The following is a 24,845-nucleotide window of genomic DNA, read 5'->3' as shown; positions in this document are numbered from 1 at the left end:
TCAGACCGGATTTTTGATTTATTGAAATTCTCTTGTGAGATTTTTCGGTGTTTGTCCTTGAATGGCTGCAATCATATTTTCGGCGGCCTGTTTGCACATGTTGAAGCGCACTTTAGCTGTTGCTGAACCGATATGAGGAAGCAGCGTGACATTATCCAGCTGCAGAAGCGGATTATCTCGGGTGACAGGCTCTTTTTCGTATACATCTAAGCCGGCTCCCCTGATCCAGCCTTCCTGAAGAGCGCGAACCAGTGCTTTTTCATCGACTGTCTTTCCCCGGGAAATATTGACGAAAATTGCTGAATCCTTCATTAACTTAAATTCACGTTCTCCTATCATGTGATAGGTTTCATCAGTCAGCGGCGTAATGAGAAGAATAAAATCAGATTGCTCCAGCAATGTATCAAGCTCTGCATACTTAACGCCGATGCTGTCTTCTGTTTCTTGTTTGCGATGTCGGTTATGATAAAGCACTTCCATATCAAAACCAAATTTGGCGCGTCTCGCTGCTTGTTCTCCAATTCTGCCCATGCCGATAATGCCTAACGTTTGATGATGAACATCAATTCCGAAAAGCGCTTCCTCTTCCACGGTTCCCCATTTTCCTGCTCTGACAAAACGGTCCAGTTCGGCAACACGTCTGGCGGAAGACAGAATCAGTGAAAAAGCCAGATCTGCAACTGTGTCATCCAGTGTATAAGGTGTATGAGTCCCGACGACTCCTCTTTCTTTCATTGCTTCTATATCGAAGTTATCGTAGCCTACTGATTGGTTGCTGACCACTTTGAGCTTAGGCGCGTGCTCCAGCAACTCACGATTGATTGACGGCCCGGAAGTCCCTGACGTTAAAAGCCCTTCCGCATCTTTTAATTTTTCAAATAGCACGTCACTCGGAAGCGTATCCTCCTGCCATACTTCATAACGGCAATGTTCACCGATGAATGCTTCAATCTCTTCAGGAATCGGTTTTGTGATAAATACAAATGGTTTCAACAAGGCTCCCCCTTTATGGCTGTTGTCTATTTCATTATATCGGAAATAAATAGATGTTAAAAATATAGCTGCGTTCTTTTTATTTTCTGGTTCTTTTGAACTTAAAATGGAGGTCGAACAGCTAAATCTGCTTAAAAAAGTTTTTTAATTATCAGAATTCACCCATATTTTTTGTCAGACAAATCATCAATATGCGAGCAGCAGCCGGATTATAGGATTCATTAAATATAAATTTTATTATCTTTGAAAGATATAAATGTTTATGTTTTGATTCTACAGTCCAATTATAGTGTCTTTTTTTGAAATCCTTTTCTTGGCTTATTCCTATGCTATAATTCCTTACTGTAAGCTGGGTAAGAAGGCTTGCAAAATCATATGGATGGGAGATGAATCAAATGGTTTCTTTAACATCAATTTTGGAACACAATCAGCGGTTTGTCAGAGAGAAGAAGTATGAACCGTACAAAACGACAAAGTTTCCTTCAAAAAAGCTCGTCATTGTCACCTGTATGGATACAAGGCTTACAGAACTTCTTCCGCAAGCAATGGGGCTTAGAAACGGTGATGCTAAAATTGTAAAAAACGCGGGAGCCATCGTTTCTCACCCATTTGGAAGCGTGATGCGAAGCATACTGGTCGCGATTTATGAATTGCAGGCTGAAGAGGTATGCATTGTCGGCCATCATGAATGCGGAATGTCAGGGCTGAATGCGTCCTCGATTCTTGAGAAAGCAAAGGAACGCGGGGTGGAGGATAGCTGCCTGAATTTGCTGACGAGTGCCGGACTCGATTTGAAAACGTGGCTGACTGGTTTTCACAGCGTGGAAGAAAGCGTTTCCCACAGTGTGAACATGATTAAGAATCATCCGCTGCTGCCGAAAAAGGTGCCGGTTCACGGACTTGTCATTCATCCTGAAACAGGAAAACTTGATGTGGTCATTAACGGTTATGAAACTGAGCTAATAAACAATCACTCATAAGGGAGGTTATAACAAAATATGCGATTCTCAGGGAGATTCAAGGGATACAATTTACAGAAATTTCAGAAAGACTTAATTGCAGGTATCGTAGTAGGTGTCGTGGCAATTCCTTTAGGAATGGCGTTTGCCATTGCCTCGGGAGTCGAGCCCGAATACGGGCTGTACACTGTTGTTATAGCGGGGATTTGTATCTCTTTGTTCGGGGGATCTAAATATCAAATTGGCGGTCCGACAGGCGCCTTTGTCCCGATACTGTTCGGCATTATCATGCAGTACGGCTTGGAAAATCTGCTGATTGCGGGGTTTATGGCAGGAGTGATGCTGGTGCTGTTTGGGCTGTTTAAGCTCGGAAAAATAATGAAATTTGTGCCTAAACCCGTTATCGTCGGTTTTACAGCAGGAATTGCCGTGTTAATCTTTACGGAACAAATCGCTAATTTTCTCGGATTGAGAAATGTTGAAAAACATGAGAACTTTCACCACAACATGTTTGAAATTGTTCAGCAGCTCGGCACCTTTAACGTGTATGCCATTTTGACAGCTGTGATCGGGCTCGTCATTTTGCTTGTATCCGCCAAGGTGATGCCTAAAGTGCCGGGCGCTTTGTTGGCGCTTCTTATTTCCACAGTGGTCGCGGTTGTCTTTTTCCCTGACCGCATGGCAACGATCGGGTCAACTTATGGAGAAATCCCCCGCCATTTGCCTGAATTTCAGTTTCCTGAGCTTACTTTGGATAAAATGGTTATGCTGTTTCCGGCTGCGCTTGTCATCGCGCTTCTTGGAGGACTTGAGTCGATTTTGTCCGCAATGGTCGCCGATAACATGAAGGGCTCAAAGCATGACAGCAACAAGGAGCTTGTCGGCCAGGGAATTGCGAATATGGCAGCGCCCCTGTTTGGCGGAATCCCGGCTACAGGAGCGATTGCGAGAACGGCGACCAATATAAAAAACGGAGCGGTTTCCCCAGTTTCCGGCGTCGTTCACGGCGTAGTCGTTCTCCTTGTCCTGCTTGTATTTGCGCCTTATGCGTCCCATGTGCCGCTCGCCAGTATGGCACCGATTCTCATGGTGGTCGCATGGAATATGAGTGAGCGCAAGGAAGTCGCAAACATGCTGAGACTGAAAAACGCTGATTCCTTTATTTTGGCGGCGACCTTCGCCCTTACGGTTCTGTTTGACTTAATCATCGGTGTGGCAACCGGATTGCTGCTCGCATTTGTGTTCTTTATCAGAAGAATGAGCGAAGCGACCCGCATCCACAATCAGGAATCGCATCCTGTTCTGGCGAAGAGAGAAGATCCATCTGTCAGCATGTATGCCATAGAAGGGCCGCTGTTTTTCGGGTCAATTGATTCCCTTGAATCGTCATTGCTGGAGCATGTACAGAAAAAACCGAAAACCCTCATTCTGCTCATGAATAAGGTGCACTATATGGATACGTCAGCTGAAGCGGTGCTTGGGAACATTATGAATCGAATTAAACGCCACAATGGAAAGCTGATGATTGTAGGATTGCAATCGCAGCCGAAGGAGCTGCTGCATAAAACAGGCCTTTTTCACAAAATAGGAAAGCAGCATTTCTTTGATCACCATGATGAAATCACAGGTTAAAAAAAGCGGCCATCGCAGCCGCTTTTTTATGCATGCTCAAATCGTTTTGTCAGTTTTTCTTGGTGGGCCTTCATGACGTCTTCTAAAGAGACACCATACATATCAGCAAGAATGGCGATATTTCCGATGACATCTCCCATTTCTTCAATCAATTCTTGTTTTTGCTCAGCGCGTGACGATTCTTTCTCATCCGGCCGGTCTCTGCCGATTTCATACGCCCTGACAGCCCGGGCTAATTCTCCGGCTTCCTCCATTAAAAAGCCGACGCGAATAAAAGGTCCGTATTCTGTCCAGCCTCTTTTTTCGTAAAACTCTTTCATCCATTTTTCTGCATCAGCCAGCTGCAACCTCATCACTCCTGCATTCTTTATGTATTTCATATTGATATTATCACATGAAGATGGGACAATATATAGTGTGTTTTTGAATGTTTAACACGATATATAGATGCGGAGATGACAAGATGAAAACCATTTGTGTATTTGCGGGATCAAACCCTGGGGGAAATGAAGCGTATAGAAGAAAAGCGGCAGAGCTTGGCGTGTATATGGCTGAGCAGGGAATCGGCCTTGTCTATGGGGGCTCCCGCGTAGGCTTGATGGGCACGATTGCTGACGCGATTATGGAAAACGGCGGAACTGCAATCGGGGTCATGCCGAGCGGTTTGTTCAGCGGAGAGGTTGTCCATCAGAATTTGACTGAGCTGATTGAAGTAAACGGGATGCATGAACGAAAGGCTAAAATGAGCGAGCTGGCTGACGGCTTTATCTCGATGCCGGGCGGCTTCGGTACATATGAAGAATTATTTGAAGTGCTGTGCTGGGCACAGATCGGCATCCACCAAAAGCCAATCGGACTGTACAATGTAAACGGATATTTTGAACCAATGATGAAAATGGTGAAATACAGCATTCAAGAAGGGTTTTCTAACGAATCGCACCTAAAACTGATTCACAGCTCGTCACGGCCGGATGAGTTAATTGAGCAAATGCAAAATTATTCTTATCCGATTTTAGAAAAAAAGTGGACAGAAATTTAAAAAAGAGACTTTCTCATGGAAGTGGAGAGAATGAGTCTGCCACCTAGCGTATGATCCATGAAATATCGAGTGTTTTTAACAAAGTGAGGTTTCCTTAAGGGAAATCTCTTTTTTATTTCTCTTTTGCCTGCATCGTATATTTAACAGTAATAGAGGACTTTATCACTAGTTTGGATAATAAGCACAGATAAGGAGGGGATGAAAATGGCAACATTGTCAGATGTGGCAAAAAAAGCAAATGTTTCGAAAATGACGGTATCACGAGTGATCAATCACCCTGAGACGGTGACAGATGAATTGAAAAAGCTTGTTCATTCTGCGATGAAAGAGCTGAATTACATCCCTAATTATGCGGCGAGAGCGCTCGTGCAAAACAGAACACAGGTTGTGAAACTATTGATACTTGAGGAAATGGATACGACAGAACCATATTACATGAACCTGCTGACAGGAATCAGCAGGGAGCTGGATCGCAATCACTATGCTCTCCAGCTTGTGACAAGAAATTCTCTTAATATTGGCCAATGTGACGGCATTATTGCCACCGGCTTGAGAAAGAACGATTTTGAAGGTGTAATAAAAGCGTTTGAGAAGCCGCTCGTCGTATTTGGACAAAATGAAATGGGCTATGACTTTATCGATGTGAATAACGAGAAAGGCACTTTTATGGCAACCCGCCATGTTATGGGGCTGGGGGAGCGGGAAGTTGTCTTTTTTGGCATTGATTTAGATGAGCCTTTCGAACGTGCAAGAGAACAGGGGTATATACGGGCGATGAATAAAAGCTTTAAAAAATCGAATATGTTTCGGATCGACAACAGTTCTAAGAAAAGTGAAGGCCTTGCAAGAGAACTGCTGAAATCCATGGACAATCAGGCCGCATTTGTCTGCGCATCTGATCGAATCGCGCTCGGCGTCATTCGTGCGGCGCAATCGCTTGGAAAGCGAATTCCAGAAGACGTTGCGGTTACCGGGAATGACGGTGTGTTTCTTGATCGCATCTCCTCGCCGCGCTTGACTACGGTCAGACAGCCTGTTGTTGAAATGGGGGAAGCCTGTGCGAAAATGTTGCTGAAAAAAATGAATGAAGACGGTGCTGCACAAGGAAGTCTATTTTTTGAACCAGAGTTAATTGTACGAGAATCAACGCTGTAAGCGCCTTATTCTGTTATCGGTAACAGGGTGAAAAGGATTGTTCCCACAATTTCATCATGATACTTTCAAACTATGAGCCGGCTTCAATAAAACGGAAATCAAAGGGGGAAACATGATGGAATATGCAGCGATTCACCACCAGCCATTCAGCACAGATGCTTATTCTTATGATGGGCGGACTGTGCATATCAAGATTCGGACGAAAAAAGGTGATGCAGATCACATTCGATTCATTTGGGGTGATCCCTATGAGTACAACGACGACAAATGGTCGGCAAACGAGCAGCCGATGAGAAAAATTGCTGCAACAGAAATGCATGACTATTGGTTTGCTGAAGTGGTGCCGCCATTTAGGCGTTTACAATATGCGTTTGTTGTAACAGACGATCATGAAGACATCTTTTTCGGAAGTTCGGGTGTATGCCCTTATAACGAAAAAACACTGGAAACGATTCATTATTACTTTAAATTTCCGTTTGTTCACGAGGCTGATACATTTCAAGCGCCTGAATGGGTCAAGTCAACGGTTTGGTATCAAATTTTTCCGGAGCGTTTTGTAAATGGAAGAGAAGACTTGTCACCGAAGAATGCATTGCCGTGGGGGAGCAAGGACCCGGGCGTCAATGATTTTTTTGGAGGAGATTTGCAAGGGATTGTTGACAAGCTTGATTATTTAGAGGATTTAGGGGTGAACGGCATTTATCTGACGCCGATCTTTTCCGCGCCTTCTAATCATAAATACGACACGCTGGATTACTTTTCTATTGATCCGCATTTCGGGGATCCAGAGATTTTTCGTACATTGGTCAGCCAGCTTCATCAGCGGGGGATGAGAATTATGCTAGATGCGGTTTTTAACCATATAGGAAGCGCGTCTCCGCAATGGCAGGATGTCGTCAAAAACGGAGCTCGATCCCGCTATAAAGACTGGTTCCATATTCACTCTTTTCCCGTCACAGACGACAATTATGACAGGTTTGCTTTTACAGCTGATATGCCGAAGCTAAACACGGCTAATCCCGAAGTGCAGAAATATTTGCTTGATATTGCTTTGTACTGGATTCGCGAATTTGACATTGACGGCTGGCGTTTGGATGTCGCAAATGAAGTGGATCACGTGTTTTGGAAGACATTTAGGCAGGCTGTATCTACTGAAAAGCCTGACGTTTATATTTTAGGTGAGATCTGGCATTCTGCCGAACCCTGGCTTAGAGGGGATGAATTTCATGCGACGATGAATTACCCTTTTACAGAGCCTATGATTGAATATTTTGCTGACCGGACGATCCCAGCCTCACGTATGGCCTACCGTGTCAATGCACATTTGATGAATGGAATGAAGCAGGCCAATGAGGTGATGTTTAATTTACTGGATAGCCATGATACAAAGCGCCTTTTGACCAGGTGCCGCAATGATGAGAAGAAAGCACGCGCGTTGCTGGCCTTTATGTTTGCCCAGACAGGCTCACCATGCATTTATTACGGAACGGAAATCGGGCTGGACGGCGAAAATGATCCATTATGCCGGAAATGTATGGTTTGGGAAAAGGAGAAGCAAAACCAAGACATGCTGCAATTTATGAAACGGTTAATTGCTTTACGCAAGCAGGAAAGCACTTTATTGACTGAAGGACATCTTGAGTGGAATCTGCTGGACGACAAAAATGATTTCATTAGCTTTTCGCGGACTCTTGATGAAAAAATACTGATTTATTTCTTTAATCAAGGGAATGTGGTTCAACACGTCAGTTTACGAGAGTTGAACATTGAAAGGAATAAGAAAATCTGTGATGCATGGACAGAGCAGCCGCTACAGCATCACGATGTCATTGCCGTTCAGCCGGGAGAATTTTTGATTTTGAGTGCTGCCGCCCCTGTATAACATTCTGTTATCGGTAACAAATCAAAAGTTGTTGTAACCGCTTTCTATAGGACAATACAATTGTTATAGTTTCGTAAATAGAAGGGGGAAAAGAGATGGTTCTTTTAAAAAAGGGGTTCGCCATATTGGCGGCATCATTCCTGGCAATCGGCCTTGCCGCCTGCTCAAATTCAAAAAATCCAGCAAGCTCTGATGGCAAAAAGGTGCTGACTGTGTCTGTCGAAGAAACGTATAAAGAATACATTGAAAGCATAAAAACAAAGTTCGAAAAAGAAAATGATGTCACAGTAAAAATTGTTGAAAAGCAAATGTTCGAACAGTTAGAAGCGCTTCCTCTTGATGGCCCGGCGGGTAATGCGCCTGATGTTATGCTTGCTGCATATGACCGGATCGGCGGTTTGGGACAACAAGGACATTTACTTGATATTAAGCCATCTAACACAAAAAGCTTTGGTGATAAAGAAATGCAGCAGGTGACAGTTGACGGCAAAGTGTACGGAATGCCGCTAGTCATTGAGACACTTATTTTGTATTACAACAAAGATCTTTTAAAAACAGCGCCAAAAACATTTAAAGACCTTGAAAAGTTAACGGAAGATCCTCGATTCGCGTTTGCTTCGGAAAAAGGAAAATCAACCGGATTTTTAGCAAAATGGACTGACTTTTATATGTCGTACGGCTTATTGGCTGGATACGGCGGATATGTGTTTGGAAAAAACGGCACAGATTCCGGGGACATCGGCCTGAACAATAAAGGAGCTGTAGAAGCGGTGAAATATGCGGAGAAATGGTTTGAAACATATTGGCCGAAAGGAATGCAAGACAATTCAAGCGCAGACGACTTTATTCAGCAGATGTTTTTAGAAGGCAAAGCGGCTGCGATCATTGGCGGTCCTTGGTCAGCTGCCAATTATAAAGAGGCTAAATTGAACTACGGAGCGGCTCCCATTCCGACATTGCCCAATGGAGAAGAATATGCCCCTTTTGCGGGCGGGAAGGGCTGGGTAGCTTCAAAATATACAAAAGAACCCGAGCTGGCTGAAAAATGGCTTGAGTATGCCGCAAATGATGCCAATGCTTACGGTTTTTATGAGGATACAAACGAAGTTCCGGCCAACACGGCTGCAAGGAAGAAAGCCGATGAGCAAAAGAATGAACTGACGTCAGCTGTGATTAAACAATATGAAACAGCAACGCCGACTCCAAATATTCCGGAAATGGCTGAAGTATGGACAGGAGCGGAAAGTTTAATTTTTGATGCAGCTTCAGGAAAAAAATCGACACAAACATCAGCGAATGATGCTGTAAACGTCATAAAGGAAAATATTAAAGAAAAGTATGTGAAATAAAACGGCGGGATAGCGTCCGGAAGAATAGAGGGCGGAAAAAAATGAATAAACATCACACACTTGCAAAGCAAAAACGAAAGGCAGGGCTTTTATCGATCATTCCAGGACTTGGGCAGATTGCGAATCAGCAATTGTCAAAGGGGCTCTTATTTCTTGCCATCACAGGCTTGTTTGCTTTTGAATTATGCGTTTTCGGTATACAGGCGCTAACCGGATTGATGACATTGGGAAGTGTTCCCGGTGAAGATCACTCGCTGTTTATGCTGATTGAAGGCACGCTGCAATTGATCGTGACGGTGATTTTCCTCATGTTCTATATCTTTAATATCCATGATTCGCGTAAGACCGCCGCTATGAAAGCGGCGGGTTTGGAAGTCAATACAACAGCCAAGGATATGATCTGTCATGCGGGCGATAAAGGGTTTCCATATCTATTTACACTTCCGGCATATATCATGATGGTGTTTGTGATTATTTTTCCGGTTTTGGTGACTCTGTTTGTTGCATTAACAAACTATGATTTTTATCATATTCCGCCTAATCGTCTGATTGACTGGGTCGGGTTTAAAAATTTCTTAAATATTTTTTTCCTTGGCTCCTATCGTGAAACATTTGTGAATGTACTGGGCTGGACGGTTATCTGGACAATCTGTGCAACAACGCTGCAAATCATTTTAGGTATTGTGACGGCACTTTTCGTCAATCAGGATTTTATAAAAGGCAAGCGGATATTTCGAATGATTTTCTTATTTCCATGGGCTGTTCCGGCGTTTATTACAATCATGAGTTTTTCCAACATGTTTAACGACAGCATAGGAGCGGTGAATGCACAGGTGATTCCACTATTCAATCACCTGCCGTTTGTTGAGCTGCCTGCGATCGCGTGGAAGACTGATCCTTTCTGGACAAAGACAGCCCTCATTATGATTCAGACGTGGCTCGGCTTTCCATATATTTATGTCATGGTAACGGGAGTGCTTCAGGCGATTCCAGGTGAATTGTATGAAGCGGCAAAGATTGACGGGGCCACTTTTATTCAGCGTTTTCGGCATATTACATTCCCGATGATTTTATTTGCCACAGCACCCGTGATGATTACTCAGTATACGTTTAATTTCAATAATTTCTCGATCATCTATTTATTTAATGAGGGAGGGCCAGGCAGTGCGGGAGCCGGGGCCGGATCGACCGATATCTTAATTTCGTGGATTTATAAACTGACAACAGGCACATCACCCCAATATTCCGTTGCGGCGGCTGTGACACTGTTAATTTCTTTCATTGTCATTGGAATTTCACTGATTGCTTTCAAAAAATCGAATGCTTTTGGCAATGAGGAGGTTATGTAGGTGAACGCGAGCACTGCCAGAATGCTTAATAAAATCTGTACGTATTTATTTTTGACGCTTTTAAGTATTGTCATTATATATCCGTTGCTGATTACGGCATCATCAGCCTTCCGTGTGGGGAATTCGGCGGCTTTTCAGCTCGATTTTTCGGGTCCTTGGACATTGGATCATTTTAAGCGGCTATTTGACGAAACGCTTTATCTCAATTGGTACAGCAATACACTTGTCATCGCGCTATCGGTCATGGTTTTGCAGGTTACGATTGTGACACTTGCCGGGTACTCGTACAGCCGCTATCGGTTTGCAGGCAGAAAAAAGAGCCTGATATTCTTTTTAATCATTCAAATGGTGCCGACAATGGCGGCGCTGACTGCTTTTTATGTCTTGGCGATGCTAATAGGCGCACTCGATCAATACTGGTTTTTAACAGCGATCTATATCGGCGGCGGAATTCCGATGAACACGTGGCTGATGAAAGGTTATTTTGATACTGTGCCGAGAGAAATTGATGAAGCCGCGAGAATTGACGGAGCGGGACATCTGAGGATTTTCGCTTCAATTGTTCTGCCTCTTGTTAAGCCAATGCTCGCGGTACAAGCGCTTTGGGCGTTTATGGCACCGTTTGGCGACTATTTGCTGGCGAAATTTCTGCTTCGCTCACCGGAAAGGCTGACCATCGCTGTAGGATTACAATCCTTTATTTCTAATCCGCAGCAGCAAAAAGTAGCTCTATTCGCAGCCGGTGCCATCCTTGCCGCACTGCCGATATGCGTTCTATTCTTTTTTCTCCAAAAGAACTTTGTGTCCGGTTTGACAGCCGGCGGAACAAAGGGGTAATGCCAATGAAGAATCTGGAGAATAAAAGCTTTATCATCCGCTGCCTGAAGGCGGCTGCATCCCCATCAGGTGTTTGCCGTTACGGGAATACCTTCAGCTGGCTGCAGCTCTCTTTTCTCTTTCTGTTTTTAACGGCCTGCTTAATGGCGCCGTTAGCGGTTTCGTTTGTGAAAATGGATCGCTTCAGCGTTGCATCTTTCATGCCGTCAGCGATTCAAGGGGTTAATGATCAATTTGCTGATCAATTGCAGGGTTTTCAAATCAGGAACGGAAAACTAACAGGCGGGAAGAGCTCTGAGAGAATTGAAGATGGGCAGAATGTGATGGCAGTCGATATGAAGCATGAATATGAGACAAGCGGTGAAAATGGGCGATTGAAAGTAACTGGATTTGAAAACGCCATCATATTTCAACCTGATCAACTGGTGATCACCGATCAAAACGAAACGGGGTTTTCTGTTGGCTATGCGAAAATGGACGTTAAGCTCGAGAAACCAAACGTCCATGATGTAGAGGTCTTGATCGATACATTGTGGTTGGCACAGTATAAGCCGATGATCATGATGCTGGCATATACGGTGGTTTCTATGATCCAGCTTTTGTTAACGTTTGTTCTTGCCGGAGGTCTCTGGATCACAAAAATATCAAACATGGTCTCTATTGCATCATTCAAGGAAGCGGCCTCTATAGCGATTTGCGCATCAGCACTGCCGGCATTTGCGGCAGCTGCTATCGGCATGGTTCATTTTGATTTGATTACTGTATTGATGATCCATTCGTGTGGCGTTACTTTGATGATCTCTTTTGCATTTAGATATTTGACCAAAATCCGCCGTGATAATGGAAACTTACATTCGGGAGGAAATGATGATAAATCAGCGGTTATTTGAGATTGATGAATGGAAAATCAAAACAAATACATTTAATAAGGAGCATACACGGCTGCTGGAAAGCCTGACGTCTCTTGCCAATGGCTATATGGGGGTCAGAGGGAATTTTGAAGAAGGCTATTCAGGCGACAGTCACCAAGGCACATATATTGCAGGCGTGTGGTTCCCCGACAAAACGCGAGTCGGCTGGTGGAAAAACGGGTATCCGGAATATTTCGGAAAAGTGATCAATGCAATGAACTTTATGGGCATAGGCTTATATGTTGACGGTGAAAAAATCGATCTCCATCAAAACCCAATCAAATCATTTGAGGTAGAACTCAATATGAAAGAGGGGATTCTGCGGCGAAGCGCTGTTGTCCGCATTCAAGATAAATCCGTCAGAATCAGGTCAGAGCGGTTTCTTAGCCTTGCTGTAAAAGAACTCTGTGCGATTCATTATGAAGCGGAGTGCTTGACGGGAGATGCTGTCATTACGCTTGTTCCTTACCTGGATGGAAACGTGGCAAATGAAGATTCTAACTACCAAGAACAGTTTTGGCAGGAGGAAGCGAAAGGTGCTGATTCTCACAGCGGCCATTTAGCGGCAAAAACGATCGAAAATCCATTTGGAACACCGCGCTTCACGGTATTAGCCGCAATGGCAAACGAGACGGAGGGTTTTGTCCATGAAAGCTTTAAAACGACTGAAATGTATGTCGAGAATCGCTACAGTTATCAAACGAAGGCATCATTGAAAAAGTTTGTGATTGTCACGACTTCCCGTGATTTTCGGGAGGAAGAGCTTTTATCGAAAGCCAAGGAGCTTTTGGCGGATGTGGTAGAGAACGGCTATGAAGATGCAAAACGGAGGCACACTGATCGATGGAAGGAAAGATGGGCAAAAGCGGACATTGAGATTAAAGGAGATGAGGAGCTTCAACAAGGAATCCGCTACAATATCTTTCAGTTATTCTCGACATATTACGGGGGCGATGCCCGTTTGAATATCGGGCCGAAAGGATTTACTGGCGAGAAATATGGAGGTGCCGCATATTGGGATACTGAGGCGTACGCCGTTCCGATGTATTTGGCGACAGCCGAGCCGGAGGTGACGAAAAACCTGCTTTTGTATCGCTATCATCAGTTGGAGGCTGCCGAACGAAACGCGGCAAAATTGGGGATGAAGGGGGCACTTTATCCGATGGTGACGTTCACCGGTGATGAATGCCACAACGAATGGGAAATCACCTTTGAAGAAATTCACCGCAATGGCGCGATCTGTTATGCGATCTACAATTATATCAATTATACAGGCGACTGTGACTATATGGAAGAATACGGGATAGACGTACTTGTGGCAGTCAGCAGATTTTGGGCCGACCGTGTTCACTTCTCGAAACGAAAAAACAAGTATATGATCCATGGCGTCACAGGGCCGAATGAATACGAAAACAACGTTAACAACAATTGGTATACGAATGTCATTGCGGCTTGGACGTTGGAGTATACTCTACAAAGTCTCGAAAGTATCTCAGCGGAGAAACGCCGCCTTCTGGATGTGCAGGAAGAAGAATTGAAAGTCTGGAGAGAAATCATCCAGCACATGTACTATCCGTATAGTGAAGAACTGCAAATTTTCGTTCAGCATGACACGTTCTTGGATAAAGACCTGCAAGCAGTTAACGAATTAGATCCAGCGGAACGGCCTCTTTACCAGAATTGGTCATGGGACAAGATTCTCCGCTCCAATTTTATTAAGCAGGCAGATGTTCTCCAAGGCATTTATCTTTTTAATGACCGTTTTACAATGGAAGAAAAACGGCGAAACTTTGAATTTTATGAGCCGATGACTGTTCATGAATCAAGCCTATCGCCCTCTGTCCATGCGATTCTCGCAGCCGAACTCAAGCTGGAAAAGAAAGCGCTCGAATTATATAAGCGCACAGCAAGGCTTGATCTTGATAATTACAATCATGATACGGAAGAAGGCTTGCATATTACTTCAATGACGGGTAGCTGGCTGGCAATCGTTCATGGCTTTGCAGGCATGCGCACCGCGAATGAGACGCTGTCATTTGCTCCGTTTTTGCCGAAAGAATGGGACGAATATTCATTCAACATCAATTATCGAAATCGATTAATCAATGTGACGGTTGACGAAAAGCGCGTTATTTTTGAGCTTGTAAAAGGCGAGCCGCTGCACATGAACGTTTATGAGGAACCAGTTGTCCTACAGGGACGATGTGAAAGGAGAACGCCTAATGAGTGAATGGTGGAAAGAAGCTGTCGTTTATCAAATTTACCCGCGCAGTTTTTATGATGCCAATGGAGATGGATTCGGGGATTTGCAAGGTGTGATTCAAAAGCTGGATTACATCAAAAATCTCGGGGCGGATGTCATCTGGCTCTCCCCGGTATTTGATTCCCCGCAGGATGACAACGGATATGATATCAGCGATTACAAAAACATGTATGAAAAGTTTGGGACAAATGAAGATATGTTTCAGTTGATTGATGAAGTCCATAAACGCGGAATGAAAATCGTCATGGATTTGGTCGTGAACCACACATCAGATGAGCATGCTTGGTTTGCTGAAAGCCGCAAGTCGAAGGACAATCCTTACCGGGATTATTATTTTTGGAAAGATCCTAAACCGGACGGCTCAGAGCCGAATAATTGGGGATCGATCTTTTCAGGCTCAGCGTGGACATACGATGAAGGAACAGGGCAGTATTATTTGCACTACTTTTCGAAAAAACAGCCTGATTTAAATTGGGAAAACGAAGCCGTTCGCCGGGAAGTTTATGATGTAATGAGATTCTGGATGGATAGAGGCGTTGACGGCTGGCGGATGGATGTGATCGGCTCTATTTCTAAATACACCGATTTTCCGGACTACGAAACGGATCACAGCCGCAGCTATATTGTCGGCCGTTATCACTCTAACGGCCCACGTCTTCATGAGTTTATTCAAGAGATGAACAGGGAAGTGCTTTCTCATTACGACTGCATGACAGTCGGAGAGGCAAACGGCTCTGATATTGAAGAGGCGAAAAAGTACACAGATGCAAGCAGGCAAGAGCTGAATATGATCTTTACATTTGAACATATGGATATTGATACAGAACAAAACTCGCCAAATGGGAAATGGCAGATCAAGCCGTTTGATTTGATTGCTTTAAAAAAGACGATGACAAGGTGGCAGACCGGGTTAATGAATGTCGGCTGGAATACCCTGTATTTTGGGAACCATGACCAGCCGAGGGTTATTTCCCGCTGGGGCAATGACAGGAAACTGCGTAAGGAATGTGCGAAGGCATTTGCAACGGTTCTGCACGGCATGAAAGGAACGCCGTTTATTTACCAGGGAGAAGAAATCGGCATGGTCAACAGCGAGATGCCGCTGGAGATGTATGATGATCTTGAAATAAAGAATGCATATCGTGAACTAGTCGTCGAAAACAAAACGATGTCAGAAAAAGAGTTTGTCAAAGCCGTGATGATAAAAGGAAGGGATCATGCGAGAACACCTATGCAGTGGGATGCCGGAAAACATGCGGGATTCACAACCGGAGACCCGTGGATACCGGTAAATTCCCGCTATCAAGATATCAATGTGAAAGAGTCCTTGAAAGATCAAGATTCGATTTTCTTTTACTATCAGAAGCTCATTCAATTACGAAAGCAATATAAGATTATGATATATGGCGATTATCAGCTTTTGCAGGAGAATGATCCGCAGGTCTTTTCTTACCTTCGAGAATATCAAGGGGAAAAGCTTCTTGTCGTTGTGAATTTATCGGAAGAAAAGGCTCTGTTCGAAGCGCCTCCAGAACTGATTCATGAGCGTTGGAAAGTGCTGATTTCAAACTATCCGCAGGAGCGGGCTGACTTAAAGAGTATTAGCCTCAAACCTTATGAAGCTGTGATGGGCATTAGTATATGAAAGCGGTCATTTTTGATTTAGACGGAGTGATAACAGATACTGCTGAATATCATTTTCTCGCTTGGAAGCACATCGCAGAACAAATCAATATCCCCTTTGACAGAGACATGAATGAAAGGCTAAAAGGAATCAGCAGAGAAGAGTCACTTGAAAGCATATTGATCTCTGGCGGTGCGGAAACAAAGTATACAAATGCGGAGAAACAAGAACTAATGCATCGGAAAAATCACGATTATCAAACGTTGATCAGCAAATTGACGCCGGAAGATCTTTTACCGGGGATTGGCAGGCTCCTATGTCAATTGAAAAACGAAAATATAAAAATCGGGTTAGCATCTTCAAGTCGCAATGCTCCTAAGATTTTAAGACGTTTGGCAATTATCGATGATTTTGATGCCATTGTTGATCCGACGACTCTTGCGAAGGGGAAGCCTGATCCTGACATCTTTTTAACAGCTGCAGCGATGCTCGATGTTTCCCCTGCTGATTGCGCGGCAATAGAAGACGCAGAAGCAGGCATTTCCGCAATCAAATCTGCAGGGATGTTTGCGGTTGGTGTCGGTCAAGGACAGCCGATGCTTGGTGCTGATCTGGTTGTGAGGCAGACGAATGATCTAACACTTGAGCTGTTACACGAGGAATGGGAGCAGTTTAGAATCAAAAGTGTTTAAATGAAAAAAACCTGCAAGAGACGCAGCTCTTGCAGGTTGTGTTATTACTTTTTGTCTTCTGTGTGAGTCAAAATTTTGTCAATCAGGCCGTATTCAAGCGCTTCTTCAGCAGACTTGAAGTTATCACGGTCTGTGTCACGTTCGATCACTTCAAGCGGCTGGCCAGTACGTTCAGCTAGGACTTTGTTTAATTTGTCGCGAAGCAAGAGAATGCGTTTCGCAGCAATTTCAATTTCTGTCGCTTGACCTTGCGCACCGCCAAGAGGCTGGTGAATCATGACTTCACTGTTTGGAAGCGCATAGCGTTTGCCTTTTTCGCCGGCTGCAAGCAGGAACGCGCCCATTGACGCAGCCATACCGATACAAATTGTAGATACCTTCGGCTTAATAAACTGCATGGTATCATAGATCGCCATACCGGCTGTAATAGAGCCGCCCGGGCTGTTGATGTAAAGAGAAATTTCTTTTTCAGGGTCTTCTGCTGCTAAGAATAAAAGCTGTGACACGATGGAGTTCGCAACGTTGTCATCAATCGCAGATCCAAGCATGATGATACGATCCTTTAATAGACGAGAATAAATGTCATACGCTCTTTCTCCGCGGTTCGTTTGTTCAATGACTGTAGGTATTAAATTCATAATGCTCCTCCTTCACCTTTTAGGTAAGTATGTAGTTACATGATACATTTTTGGTCAATAAAGGTCAAACAAAAAGCTGGCCTAATATGCAAAGTCGTCTCTTTTTCCCATTTTCCCCAAAAATACAGGGGTTCAAACCATCGTATGTCAGATTGCCAATTAAGATGCTTTGTCTATTTAAAAAACGGCCTCTCACAAATAGAGGGTTGTTATTTGAATGGAATTATCGTATAATTAGTAGTGCTGACGTTCTCATAACGCAGTCATTCTGCGCTCGTAGCTCAGTTGGATAGAGCGGTGGTTTCCGGTACCACGTCTGTCGGGGGTTCGAATCCCTCCGAGCGCGTCCAATAGAACAACAGGAAAGACAAGGGTTTGGCGATTTGCCGCTCTTGTCTTTTTTGTTTTGTTTCATAAATCTCTCACGCTGAAACATAAATTTTCCTTCTCTCGGGCACGTTATGGAATGTGTGCGATATTGAATTTGCGAGGAGGATGAACATGGGTATTTTAAGCGGAAATCCGCAGGATGAACCGATGCATTATGGTGAGGTATTCGGCTTATGGAGTTATGTGATGGCGGGCAATAAAATGGTCGGCAATTACCAAATGCTATTGAATCATGTCGGTGATGACGACCTGAAGAAGCTGCTTCGTGAGTCTATTGAGAAATGCCAAGATGAAATCAAGCAGGTCAGCACGATCCTGAAAGAAAACGGGGTGGCGCTGCCGCCGGCTTCTCCTGAACCGCCGACAGCAGATATTAACGATATTCCGCCTGGCGCACGGTTTCTCGATCCGGATGTGGCGGCCTCCGCGGCAGCACAAAATGCTGCAGGTCTTGTGACATGCAGCAAAATGATGGGGCAATCGATTCGTGAGGATATTGCCATGATGTTTGGGCAATTTCATATGTCGAAAGCGGCAACCGGCGCAAAATACTTAAGGCTGCTAAAAAACAAAGGCTGGCTCATCCCGCCGCCGCTTCATCTTCAAAAACATCACGAAGCTTAATGGCAAAGGCATATACAGCTGTATATGCCTTGATTTTATGAAGATGACGTAAGACGCAGGCCGATGACGCCGGCTAGGATAAGGCAAAGTGAAATCACCTGTGATAGCTGAAACCGCTCCTTAAACCAAATGAGCCCGACCGCCGAAACACCAATGCTTCCAATGCCAGTCCAGACGGCATATGCGACTCCGGCAGGCAGGACGATCATCGCTTGGGACAGGCAGTAAAAGGATAAGCCGAATCCAACAGTCATCACAATGATCGGCCATTTTTTTCTTGTTCCGTCTATATATTTCATGGCAATGGCAGCTATAATTTCTTCTATGCCGGCAATCACTAATAAAAACCATGCCATTATTGTTCACCTCCCGGCTGAGATTTGCTTTCTTTCGTAAATAATTTCATTCCTAAAATGCCAGCCAGCAATAAAGCTAAAAAGAACATCTGGGCTGCTGAGAAGGATTCGCCCAGAACAATTCCAGTCAGATATGTTCCGACGGTTCCGATTCCGACAAACACAGTGTACGCGGCGGCCATCGGGATTTTTTGATAAGAGCGGATCAACAGGATAAAGCTGACCGCGATTAAGATAAAAATGATGATCCAATCCAAAAGCGAATCGGCATGTTTGAGGGAAGAGGCCCAAACAACTTCTAAAAGCCCTGCAATAAAAACAAGAACCCAATTCAAATGAAACACCTCTCTATTTTATGAATGAACGTCAGTCATTTTTAGGGCATTAAAAAATGAGCGGTGTTACCCAGTCATTTTTTAAGCAGTGCCTAAGCTCCGTTTTAAGAAAGTAAAAATTTCCTTTTTATACACTTCAACATTTTCATCTTGTTCAAATCCGATATAGAATCGTTCCGCAGTGTTCTCGACCAAGTTGATAATTGTTCTGGCCGTCCATTTTGAATTGATTCCTTCCGTTACCTCAAGGTTTGCAATGGCCTTGTTGATGATTTTTTCAAGCCAGGAATAATAAGGCTGATAGATCGTCTCCCATTTTTCCATGGAGTGGTCGATCGCAAGCCCGGAATAACAGAGGACAATAATATCCTTATGGCGTTCAGTAATGAGAAAAGTCTCATCAATTAATATATCTAAAACGGTCCAAAAATCCTCGTCCCCATGCAGCCTGCCTTTGATTTGATCAAGTGTATGGGTGAGAAGATTTTCTGCAATGGCCGGTATGAGGGCATTTTTAGATGAGAAATACAAATAGAATGTTCCTTGGGCAGTGCCGGCCTTTTTGACAATATCAGAAATAGAAGCTTTGTCGAGGCCTTTTTCAGAAATGACTTCTATGGCAGCCTGCAGAATTTTTTCGTATTTACCCGATGATTGTTTTGGCATGAGGAACACCTCCGATAATGACTGACTATCATTCATTTTATCGCGTGTATGTATGTTTGTAAAGAATAAAGAAGCAAGAAAACCTCTTGCTTCTTTATTTATCGTAATCAATGGCGGCTTTTGGGAGCCCGGTATACTTTGCCCAGTAATAAATAGCAAGTGAGCCGATCGCGACTAAAATGAGGTCGACGGGATTGCTGATAATCCCTAAACCATGTCCGAAAGAACCGATGTAGGAAAAGATCAGCATCATAATATAAAACCCGATAAGCCACCAGGCTGATTTCAGCTGCTGAGCGAGGCTGACATCTTCTTTAGGCGTATATTTGCTGAAACAGAGATAGATCAAAAACATCACGAGCTGTGAACCGAGCAGCCAGGAGACTGTTTTCCATCCTGACCAGTACACGATAAACGCTGTAAATATAAAGGAAAGCGGCCCGATAATGCTCATTCCCTTTAAATAAAACGGCCTGTTTAAGTCCTTCGCGTTGACCCTCAGCGCAGCTGAAGAAATGGGTGCAATCGCATATGAAAGAATGAGCGCGACTGAACAGACATTGACGAGCGCGTTCCACGAAGGAAAGGGAAGTGTCCAGAAAATGGACAGGGCAAACGAAAGCCAAAGCGAAGCGCGGGGTGTCCCCGTATCTTTATTGACCTTTGAGAATATGCCAAATAATGTGCCGTTACGCGCCCAGGCGTAAACAAGGCGGGATGTCGTATTCATAAAGATATTCCCGTTTCCACCGGGAGACAGAATGGCGTCTAAAATGACAAGCGTTGCAAGCCAGCCTAACCCGAGCATGACCGCAATATCCTTAAACGGCAATGAGAACTCCCGGCCAATTGCCGGCCAGCCATGTTTCAGTGTTTCTGTCGGGATTGCACCAATAAAGGTGACCTGCAAAACAGTATAAATGATGGTTGAAACGATGATGCAAATGATTAAAGCGATCGGGATATTGCGTTTTGGATTTTGGACTTCACCTGCTACAGATACAATCGGATGCAGGCCGAGATACGCAAACATGACGCCGCCTGTCGAGATGGCAGCCTGAATACCTGTAAATCCAAACGGTGCAAATCCTTGAACGGATAAATTCTCCGGCTGAAAATGAAAGATCAGCACAATAATGATGGTAATCGGCACAATATATTTAAAAATCGATATGATGAAATTCGCCTTAGCGAAGGTTTTGACGCTCCAATAATTCAGCAGGAAAAACAAGCATAATAGGGCAAATTGCAAGATCCAGCCGGAAATGGTCGGCGAATCAGACCCTTTAATAGTCAGGCCGGGAAACCAATAGGCCACATACTGGCGCACAGCTGTCACTTCAATTGAAATCAAGCTTGTATAAGCGACAATCGTGACAAACGAAATTAAGTAGCCGACAAGGTGGCCATGTGAATAAACGGGGTATCGAATGATGCCTCCGGTACGGGGCAGAGCGGCTCCGAGCTCTGCATATACGAGCCCGATTAACAAAATAATGGCTCCTCCGAGGATCCAGGAAAAAGCGCCGGAGGGCCCTGCTTTTGAAGCGACATTACTGACAGCGAACAGCCACGCTGATCCAAAGATGGCTCCCATCCCAATCAAAATCAGATCAAACAGCGACATTGATTTTTGAAAATTTCCTTGTTTAGACATTCGCTTCCTCCTTTGAAACCAGCCTTATATTTCTTACAATGCCCAATATGTAACAGAGAATACCGCTCCTAATAAAAAAACAGGGAAGCCTGCGCTGCCCCTGTTTTTATTCATGAACCGAATCAAAGTGTTTCACTGTTATATTTTTGAAGGAGGCTGTGCCGCCGTCAGAATAAAGGGTAATTCCTTTATCTTCAGGCTTTGGGAAGACTTCATTTGAAAAAACGGTTTTCCCGTCGCCAACAAATACTTCTATCGTTGTTTTATCGACAAGTATTTTCAAATGCACCTTACGTTTGCTTACATCATAAGGAGCTTTGCTTTCGACATAGGTATTGCTTTTGTCAGGCTGATTTGTGGCTGCTCTATTGACATAAGCATAGCCGCCTTCAGCGAAAATACCGACATCAATATGGCGTATTTGGTCTTCTGATTCTCTGAGCCTGACGCCTGCATTCTTTAGCTCTGACCAAGAAAGATCCGTATCAAGCTGGTACGTATCACCTGTTATCGACAATGTTTTTGATCCGTTCACATCCTGATCCTCTATTTCGTCAGTTGAAACAGTCAGCTGCTCCAAAGCTTCAATCGGCTGTGAGACGAGGCTGTATGTTCCATCCTGCTCCTTCAGCCGGAGTTCGCGTATGACAGAATCTGTGCCGTTAAAGCCGTTCTTCATTGTCGGGGTGTTGTTGGCATAATCCCAATTGTTCATCCAGGCAAGCGCATACCGCTTTTCTAATGGATCTGTGCTTTTGCTGTCTTCGAACGTCACACCGCCATACCAGTCGAAGCCATAGTCAAGCCATTGGGCTTCAGTCTGATCCGCTTTGAATTCTTTTCCGTCGAAGCTTCCGGTCCAGTAGGCGTACGTATTTGGTTTGCCCCACGGTTTGCCATTCGCGCTGGCACCGAGAACCCACTTATTCGTTCCGTCGCTTGCCCGCATCATGTAGAGGTCGGGACATTCCACCATTCCCGCCTGTTCTGGGAAGAATCCGCTTGTGTAATGCCAGTCCTTAAGATTATCGGATTCATAAAAGCCGATTTTTGATCCTTCAGCCATGACCATGACCCATTTGTTATCCTGGTCATCCCATATGACTTTCGGATCTCTGAAATCGTCTGTGCCCGGATTAGGCATAACGGGGTTGCCACTGTAGAATTTGAATGATTTTCCCTTATCTGTGCTGTACCACAAATATTGTTCCTGTTTTTTGTCTTTGGCTGAGGGCTGTGTCACAATCGCGACAAGCGCATTTTTCCCGAAGCCGGCTGTGTTCTCTTTATCAACCACGACGGAACCGGTCCAAATGTCACCGTCCGGGTTTGTATATTTCGGAATCGCCACGCCTTCATCGGTCCAGTGCACCAAATCCTCTGAGACGGCATGGCGCCATTCTGTGCCGTTGCCTTTTGGGTAATCTCGGTTATATAGATAGAAATAATGATACTTGCCATCAAAATAGATCGGTTTTTGAGGGTCATTTTTCCATTTATCCGGCGTCGTAAAATGATATGCCGCCCGGTAGTCCGGCTTCTGTTTTGATTTTGTTTTTTGGTCATGTTCTTCTTTTGGAAATAAGTCGATAAACAGCAATATTCCTAAAAAGGTTAGGAATACGGTTAGCCATTTGCCTGCTTTTATATAGTTCATATGGGATTCACCTTTATGTTGATAAGAAATAAAAGAAAATGCCAATAGGATATCGGCATTTTCTTTTGCGTTTTTATTTGTTAACTGTTAATTGTCCTTGTTCAAGGATGCTGTCTTTGACAACAGATGTTTTCTTGCCTTTGATGTTCAGCAGGAAGCTTGGTGCAAACGTTGATTGTTTGTCTGCGTAGAATCCTCTGTTTGTCATATAGCTTGTAATCACGACATTGTTTCCTTTCGCTTGAGGTACAGCGAAGTGTGAGTAAGTAAAGGTTACATCGTTAGGATCAAGATCCATTTTTAACACAAGGCCAGTTTTGTTCAGCGGCTTGTATGGGCCAGTTAAAGAATTAGAAACATAGCCAAGCATGTAAATATCGTTAGACGTGATGCCGTCAATCGTCATTTTTGACCCGCGGGAGTCAGTGAACAGGTACCATTTGCCGTTCATTTTAAAGACGTTCGCACGTTCAATTTCATCTGTTACTGTGTTAGATGCAATCAGCGGTTTCATCACTTTTTTCAGTGTGTAATCATCGTTTAGCTCAATCATACCGAGAGCGCCGTTTGCTAACTCAGCCGTGCGTTTTTTATCGCTTTGCAGAAGTTTTTGACTTTCTTGACGGAAGAATGATGTGCTTTTGCCATAGTATGCTTTGTTAAATAAAGATTCTTCGCCTTGGTAGCCATCTTCAGTTCCAGTGTTTGCTTCAAATACTAAGTATTTGTGGCCTTTATCTTCTACGTAGTGAGGATCTCTCAGCGTATGGTTGTCGCCTGAGCTGTAGTTGCCTTCATCGATGAACTGCTGTACATTTTGATACGTTTTGCCGTCACCGTCAAAGATTGATTTATAATCCTCTACACCGTTGATGTTCAGTGAGCTGTCTGATGCTGATACGTTTACCTGTGCAGTTGTCAGTGTTTGTTTGCCGTAATGTTTACCGGAGAAATCAGTGTAGAATAAACGGATTTTTCCGTCAGATGTAAATGTGGCTGAACCTGACCATTCTTGCGTTTGGTCTTTTAGGATAGAATCATTTGCATCGAATTTGTCGCTGTCTTTAAAGACGCGGCCAGCGTTTTTCCAGCTATCAATAGAAGTCTCGCCGACTTTTTGATAGAACATGTAAATCGATGTGTCATCCGCATTTTTAGGATCTCCGGCTAATGCAAAGACGATGTGGTAGCCGTGATAGTTTGCGACTGTGCCGTCAGCGTTTTGTAATGGCCAGCTGTCCCAAACGTCTAGGCCTTTTGCAGAAGAGATGTTTTTGATTGTGGACGGATCGAATTCAGGCACTTGATATTTTTCATTTTTTTGCTGTTCAGGGATTTGCAGCATATCATGGCGTGTAATATGGGAAATGCCGTATGTTTCCTTATATGGCTTTTGGTTCGTTTCTTTCGCAAACGCTTGAGTTGCGCCTCCTGCCAGCAGTGCGGTAGTAAAGGTTAATACTGTTGCTTGTTTTGCAAACTTTTTGATGTTCATCGTTCATGTCTCCTTTTTTATGTACTGTGTTAGCGGTCTGCTTCTTCCAGCCCTCCTATTTGAAGATGGCAAGTTAGTTACGCACAATAAAAAAAGACCTAAAATATGTAAGGGGCGACGCCAAAGTATACACTTTGCCCTTTACACATTTTAGGTCTTGCCTGCTTTATCAGTAACAAACCCGCGCGATTTACTTTTCGACCTCATTCTATTAGACTCTCGTTTGGATTGCAACTGGTCTATTTTCCTCTTTTGTTTGATAGAAAATCATAAAAGGATTTACGGACTACGGGCCTAAAGAACTAAAAAATCTATCTGCTTCTTTTCGTTCGCCGATTTTTT

General features: G+C 44.0%; 22 protein-coding genes and 1 tRNA gene. 14 read left to right on the top strand and 9 right to left on the bottom strand.

Going from position 1 to position 24,845, the window contains the following annotated elements; translation table 11 throughout:
- Positions 1-18: 18 nt before the first annotated feature.
- Entirely contained in the window at positions 19-996 is a 978-nt protein-coding gene (locus tag ACFVP7_RS19020; RefSeq protein ID WP_072173470.1) for a D-glycerate dehydrogenase, read from the bottom strand.
- 383 nt (positions 997-1,379) lie between these two features.
- Here ACFVP7_RS19020 and ACFVP7_RS19015 point away from each other — a divergent pair, with 383 nt between their 5' ends.
- Complete coding sequence (locus ACFVP7_RS19015) at positions 1,380-1,973, top strand: carbonic anhydrase (protein WP_003228173.1); 594 nt, start codon at positions 1,380-1,382, stop codon at positions 1,971-1,973.
- Positions 1,974-1,991: 18 nt separating this feature from the next.
- Positions 1,992-3,584, top strand: a complete 1,593-nt coding sequence (locus ACFVP7_RS19010) for a SulP family inorganic anion transporter (protein ID WP_003228175.1) — start codon at positions 1,992-1,994, stop codon at positions 3,582-3,584.
- Between the two features lie 26 nt (positions 3,585-3,610).
- Here ACFVP7_RS19010 and ACFVP7_RS19005 read toward each other — a convergent pair whose 3' ends face one another.
- Positions 3,611-3,931: a MazG nucleotide pyrophosphohydrolase domain-containing protein gene (locus tag ACFVP7_RS19005; protein WP_003242570.1), complete on the bottom strand. Its 321-nt coding sequence runs from the start codon at positions 3,929-3,931 to the stop codon at positions 3,611-3,613.
- Positions 3,932-4,047: 116 nt separating this feature from the next.
- Here ACFVP7_RS19005 and ACFVP7_RS19000 point away from each other — a divergent pair, with 116 nt between their 5' ends.
- From ACFVP7_RS19000 to pgmB, 10 genes are all read left to right on the top strand, one after another.
- Positions 4,048-4,623 carry a TIGR00730 family Rossman fold protein gene (locus ACFVP7_RS19000; RefSeq protein ID WP_064671551.1) on the top strand — a complete coding sequence of 192 codons (576 nt, stop codon included), beginning with the start codon at positions 4,048-4,050 and terminating at the stop codon, positions 4,621-4,623.
- 204 nt (positions 4,624-4,827) lie between these two features.
- Positions 4,828-5,778 carry a LacI family DNA-binding transcriptional regulator gene (locus ACFVP7_RS18995; protein WP_029318349.1) on the top strand — a complete coding sequence of 317 codons (951 nt, stop codon included), beginning with the start codon at positions 4,828-4,830 and terminating at the stop codon, positions 5,776-5,778.
- A gap of 112 nt (positions 5,779-5,890) precedes the next feature.
- Positions 5,891-7,660 (top strand): maltogenic alpha-amylase, encoded by a 1,770-nt coding sequence (mdxD, locus tag ACFVP7_RS18990; RefSeq protein WP_396582709.1) that lies wholly within the window; start codon positions 5,891-5,893, stop codon positions 7,658-7,660.
- A gap of 95 nt (positions 7,661-7,755) precedes the next feature.
- Entirely contained in the window at positions 7,756-9,009 is a 1,254-nt protein-coding gene (mdxE, locus tag ACFVP7_RS18985; protein WP_163135864.1) for a maltodextrin ABC transporter substrate-binding protein MdxE, read from the top strand.
- Positions 9,010-9,050: 41 nt separating this feature from the next.
- Positions 9,051-10,358 carry a maltodextrin ABC transporter permease MdxF gene (gene mdxF, locus ACFVP7_RS18980; protein ID WP_014478063.1) on the top strand — a complete coding sequence of 436 codons (1,308 nt, stop codon included), beginning with the start codon at positions 9,051-9,053 and terminating at the stop codon, positions 10,356-10,358.
- Positions 10,359-11,195 carry a maltodextrin ABC transporter permease MdxG gene (gene mdxG / locus ACFVP7_RS18975; protein WP_021480666.1) on the top strand — a complete coding sequence of 279 codons (837 nt, stop codon included), beginning with the start codon at positions 10,359-10,361 and terminating at the stop codon, positions 11,193-11,195.
- A 5-nt stretch (positions 11,196-11,200) separates the two neighbouring features.
- Positions 11,201-12,085, top strand: a complete 885-nt coding sequence (locus ACFVP7_RS18970) for a DUF1189 domain-containing protein (RefSeq protein WP_124072691.1) — start codon at positions 11,201-11,203, stop codon at positions 12,083-12,085.
- Complete coding sequence (gene mdxK / locus ACFVP7_RS18965) at positions 12,063-14,336, top strand: maltose phosphorylase (protein WP_396583272.1); 2,274 nt, start codon at positions 12,063-12,065, stop codon at positions 14,334-14,336. Before ACFVP7_RS18970 ends, mdxK begins: the two co-directional genes overlap by 23 nt.
- The gene (malL, locus tag ACFVP7_RS18960) at positions 14,329-16,014 is read left to right on the top strand and encodes an oligo-1,6-glucosidase (protein ID WP_396582706.1); all 1,686 of its coding nucleotides are present in this window, start codon (positions 14,329-14,331) and stop codon (positions 16,012-16,014) included. The genes mdxK and malL overlap by 8 nt, the downstream gene beginning before the upstream one ends.
- On the top strand, positions 16,011-16,685 hold the full coding sequence (gene pgmB / locus ACFVP7_RS18955) for a beta-phosphoglucomutase (protein WP_072175093.1): 675 nt from the start codon (positions 16,011-16,013) through the stop codon (positions 16,683-16,685). Before malL ends, pgmB begins: the two co-directional genes overlap by 4 nt.
- A 44-nt stretch (positions 16,686-16,729) precedes the next feature.
- Here the strand turns inward: pgmB and clpP are convergent, their stop codons facing one another.
- Positions 16,730-17,323: an ATP-dependent Clp endopeptidase proteolytic subunit ClpP gene (gene clpP / locus ACFVP7_RS18950; RefSeq protein ID WP_003228214.1), complete on the bottom strand. Its 594-nt coding sequence runs from the start codon at positions 17,321-17,323 to the stop codon at positions 16,730-16,732.
- A 270-nt stretch (positions 17,324-17,593) separates the two neighbouring features.
- Between clpP and ACFVP7_RS18945 the strand changes: the two genes are divergently transcribed.
- Positions 17,594-17,669: transfer RNA gene (locus tag ACFVP7_RS18945), tRNA-Arg, on the top strand.
- A gap of 155 nt (positions 17,670-17,824) precedes the next feature.
- Entirely contained in the window at positions 17,825-18,337 is a 513-nt protein-coding gene (locus ACFVP7_RS18940; protein WP_072175092.1) for a DUF3231 family protein, read from the top strand.
- A gap of 35 nt (positions 18,338-18,372) precedes the next feature.
- Here the strand turns inward: ACFVP7_RS18940 and ACFVP7_RS18935 are convergent, their stop codons facing one another.
- The 6 genes from ACFVP7_RS18935 to sacB all read right to left on the bottom strand — a co-directional run bounded on the left by ACFVP7_RS18935 (position 18,373) and on the right by sacB (position 24,503).
- A complete protein-coding gene (locus ACFVP7_RS18935; RefSeq protein ID WP_003228222.1) occupies positions 18,373-18,693 on the bottom strand; it encodes a QacE family quaternary ammonium compound efflux SMR transporter in 321 nt (106 codons plus the stop codon).
- Positions 18,693-19,028, bottom strand: coding sequence for an SMR family transporter (locus ACFVP7_RS18930; protein ID WP_014480966.1), 336 nt, complete (start codon positions 19,026-19,028; stop codon positions 18,693-18,695). The genes ACFVP7_RS18935 and ACFVP7_RS18930 overlap by 1 nt, the downstream gene beginning before the upstream one ends.
- An 81-nt stretch (positions 19,029-19,109) precedes the next feature.
- Entirely contained in the window at positions 19,110-19,694 is a 585-nt protein-coding gene (locus tag ACFVP7_RS18925) for a TetR family transcriptional regulator (protein WP_031315347.1), read from the bottom strand.
- A gap of 94 nt (positions 19,695-19,788) precedes the next feature.
- Positions 19,789-21,351, bottom strand: coding sequence for an aspartate/proton symporter AspP (gene aspP, locus ACFVP7_RS18920; protein WP_003228228.1), 1,563 nt, complete (start codon positions 21,349-21,351; stop codon positions 19,789-19,791).
- A 106-nt stretch (positions 21,352-21,457) separates the two neighbouring features.
- Positions 21,458-23,008 carry a 2,6-beta-fructan 6-levanbiohydrolase gene (gene levB, locus ACFVP7_RS18915; RefSeq protein ID WP_161986347.1) on the bottom strand — a complete coding sequence of 517 codons (1,551 nt, stop codon included), beginning with the start codon at positions 23,006-23,008 and terminating at the stop codon, positions 21,458-21,460.
- Between the two features lie 73 nt (positions 23,009-23,081).
- A complete protein-coding gene (gene sacB, locus ACFVP7_RS18910; RefSeq protein WP_014480964.1) occupies positions 23,082-24,503 on the bottom strand; it encodes a levansucrase in 1,422 nt (473 codons plus the stop codon).
- Positions 24,504-24,845 lie beyond the last annotated feature (342 nt).

Origin of the sequence: Bacillus sp. SG20033, assembly GCF_044570195.1 — a bacterium.
In the GTDB taxonomy this organism is placed as follows: Bacteria; Bacillota; Bacilli; order Bacillales; family Bacillaceae; genus Bacillus; species Bacillus subtilis.
Note: the sequence above shows the minus strand (reverse complement) of the source record. Positions and strands in the feature narration are given on the sequence as shown.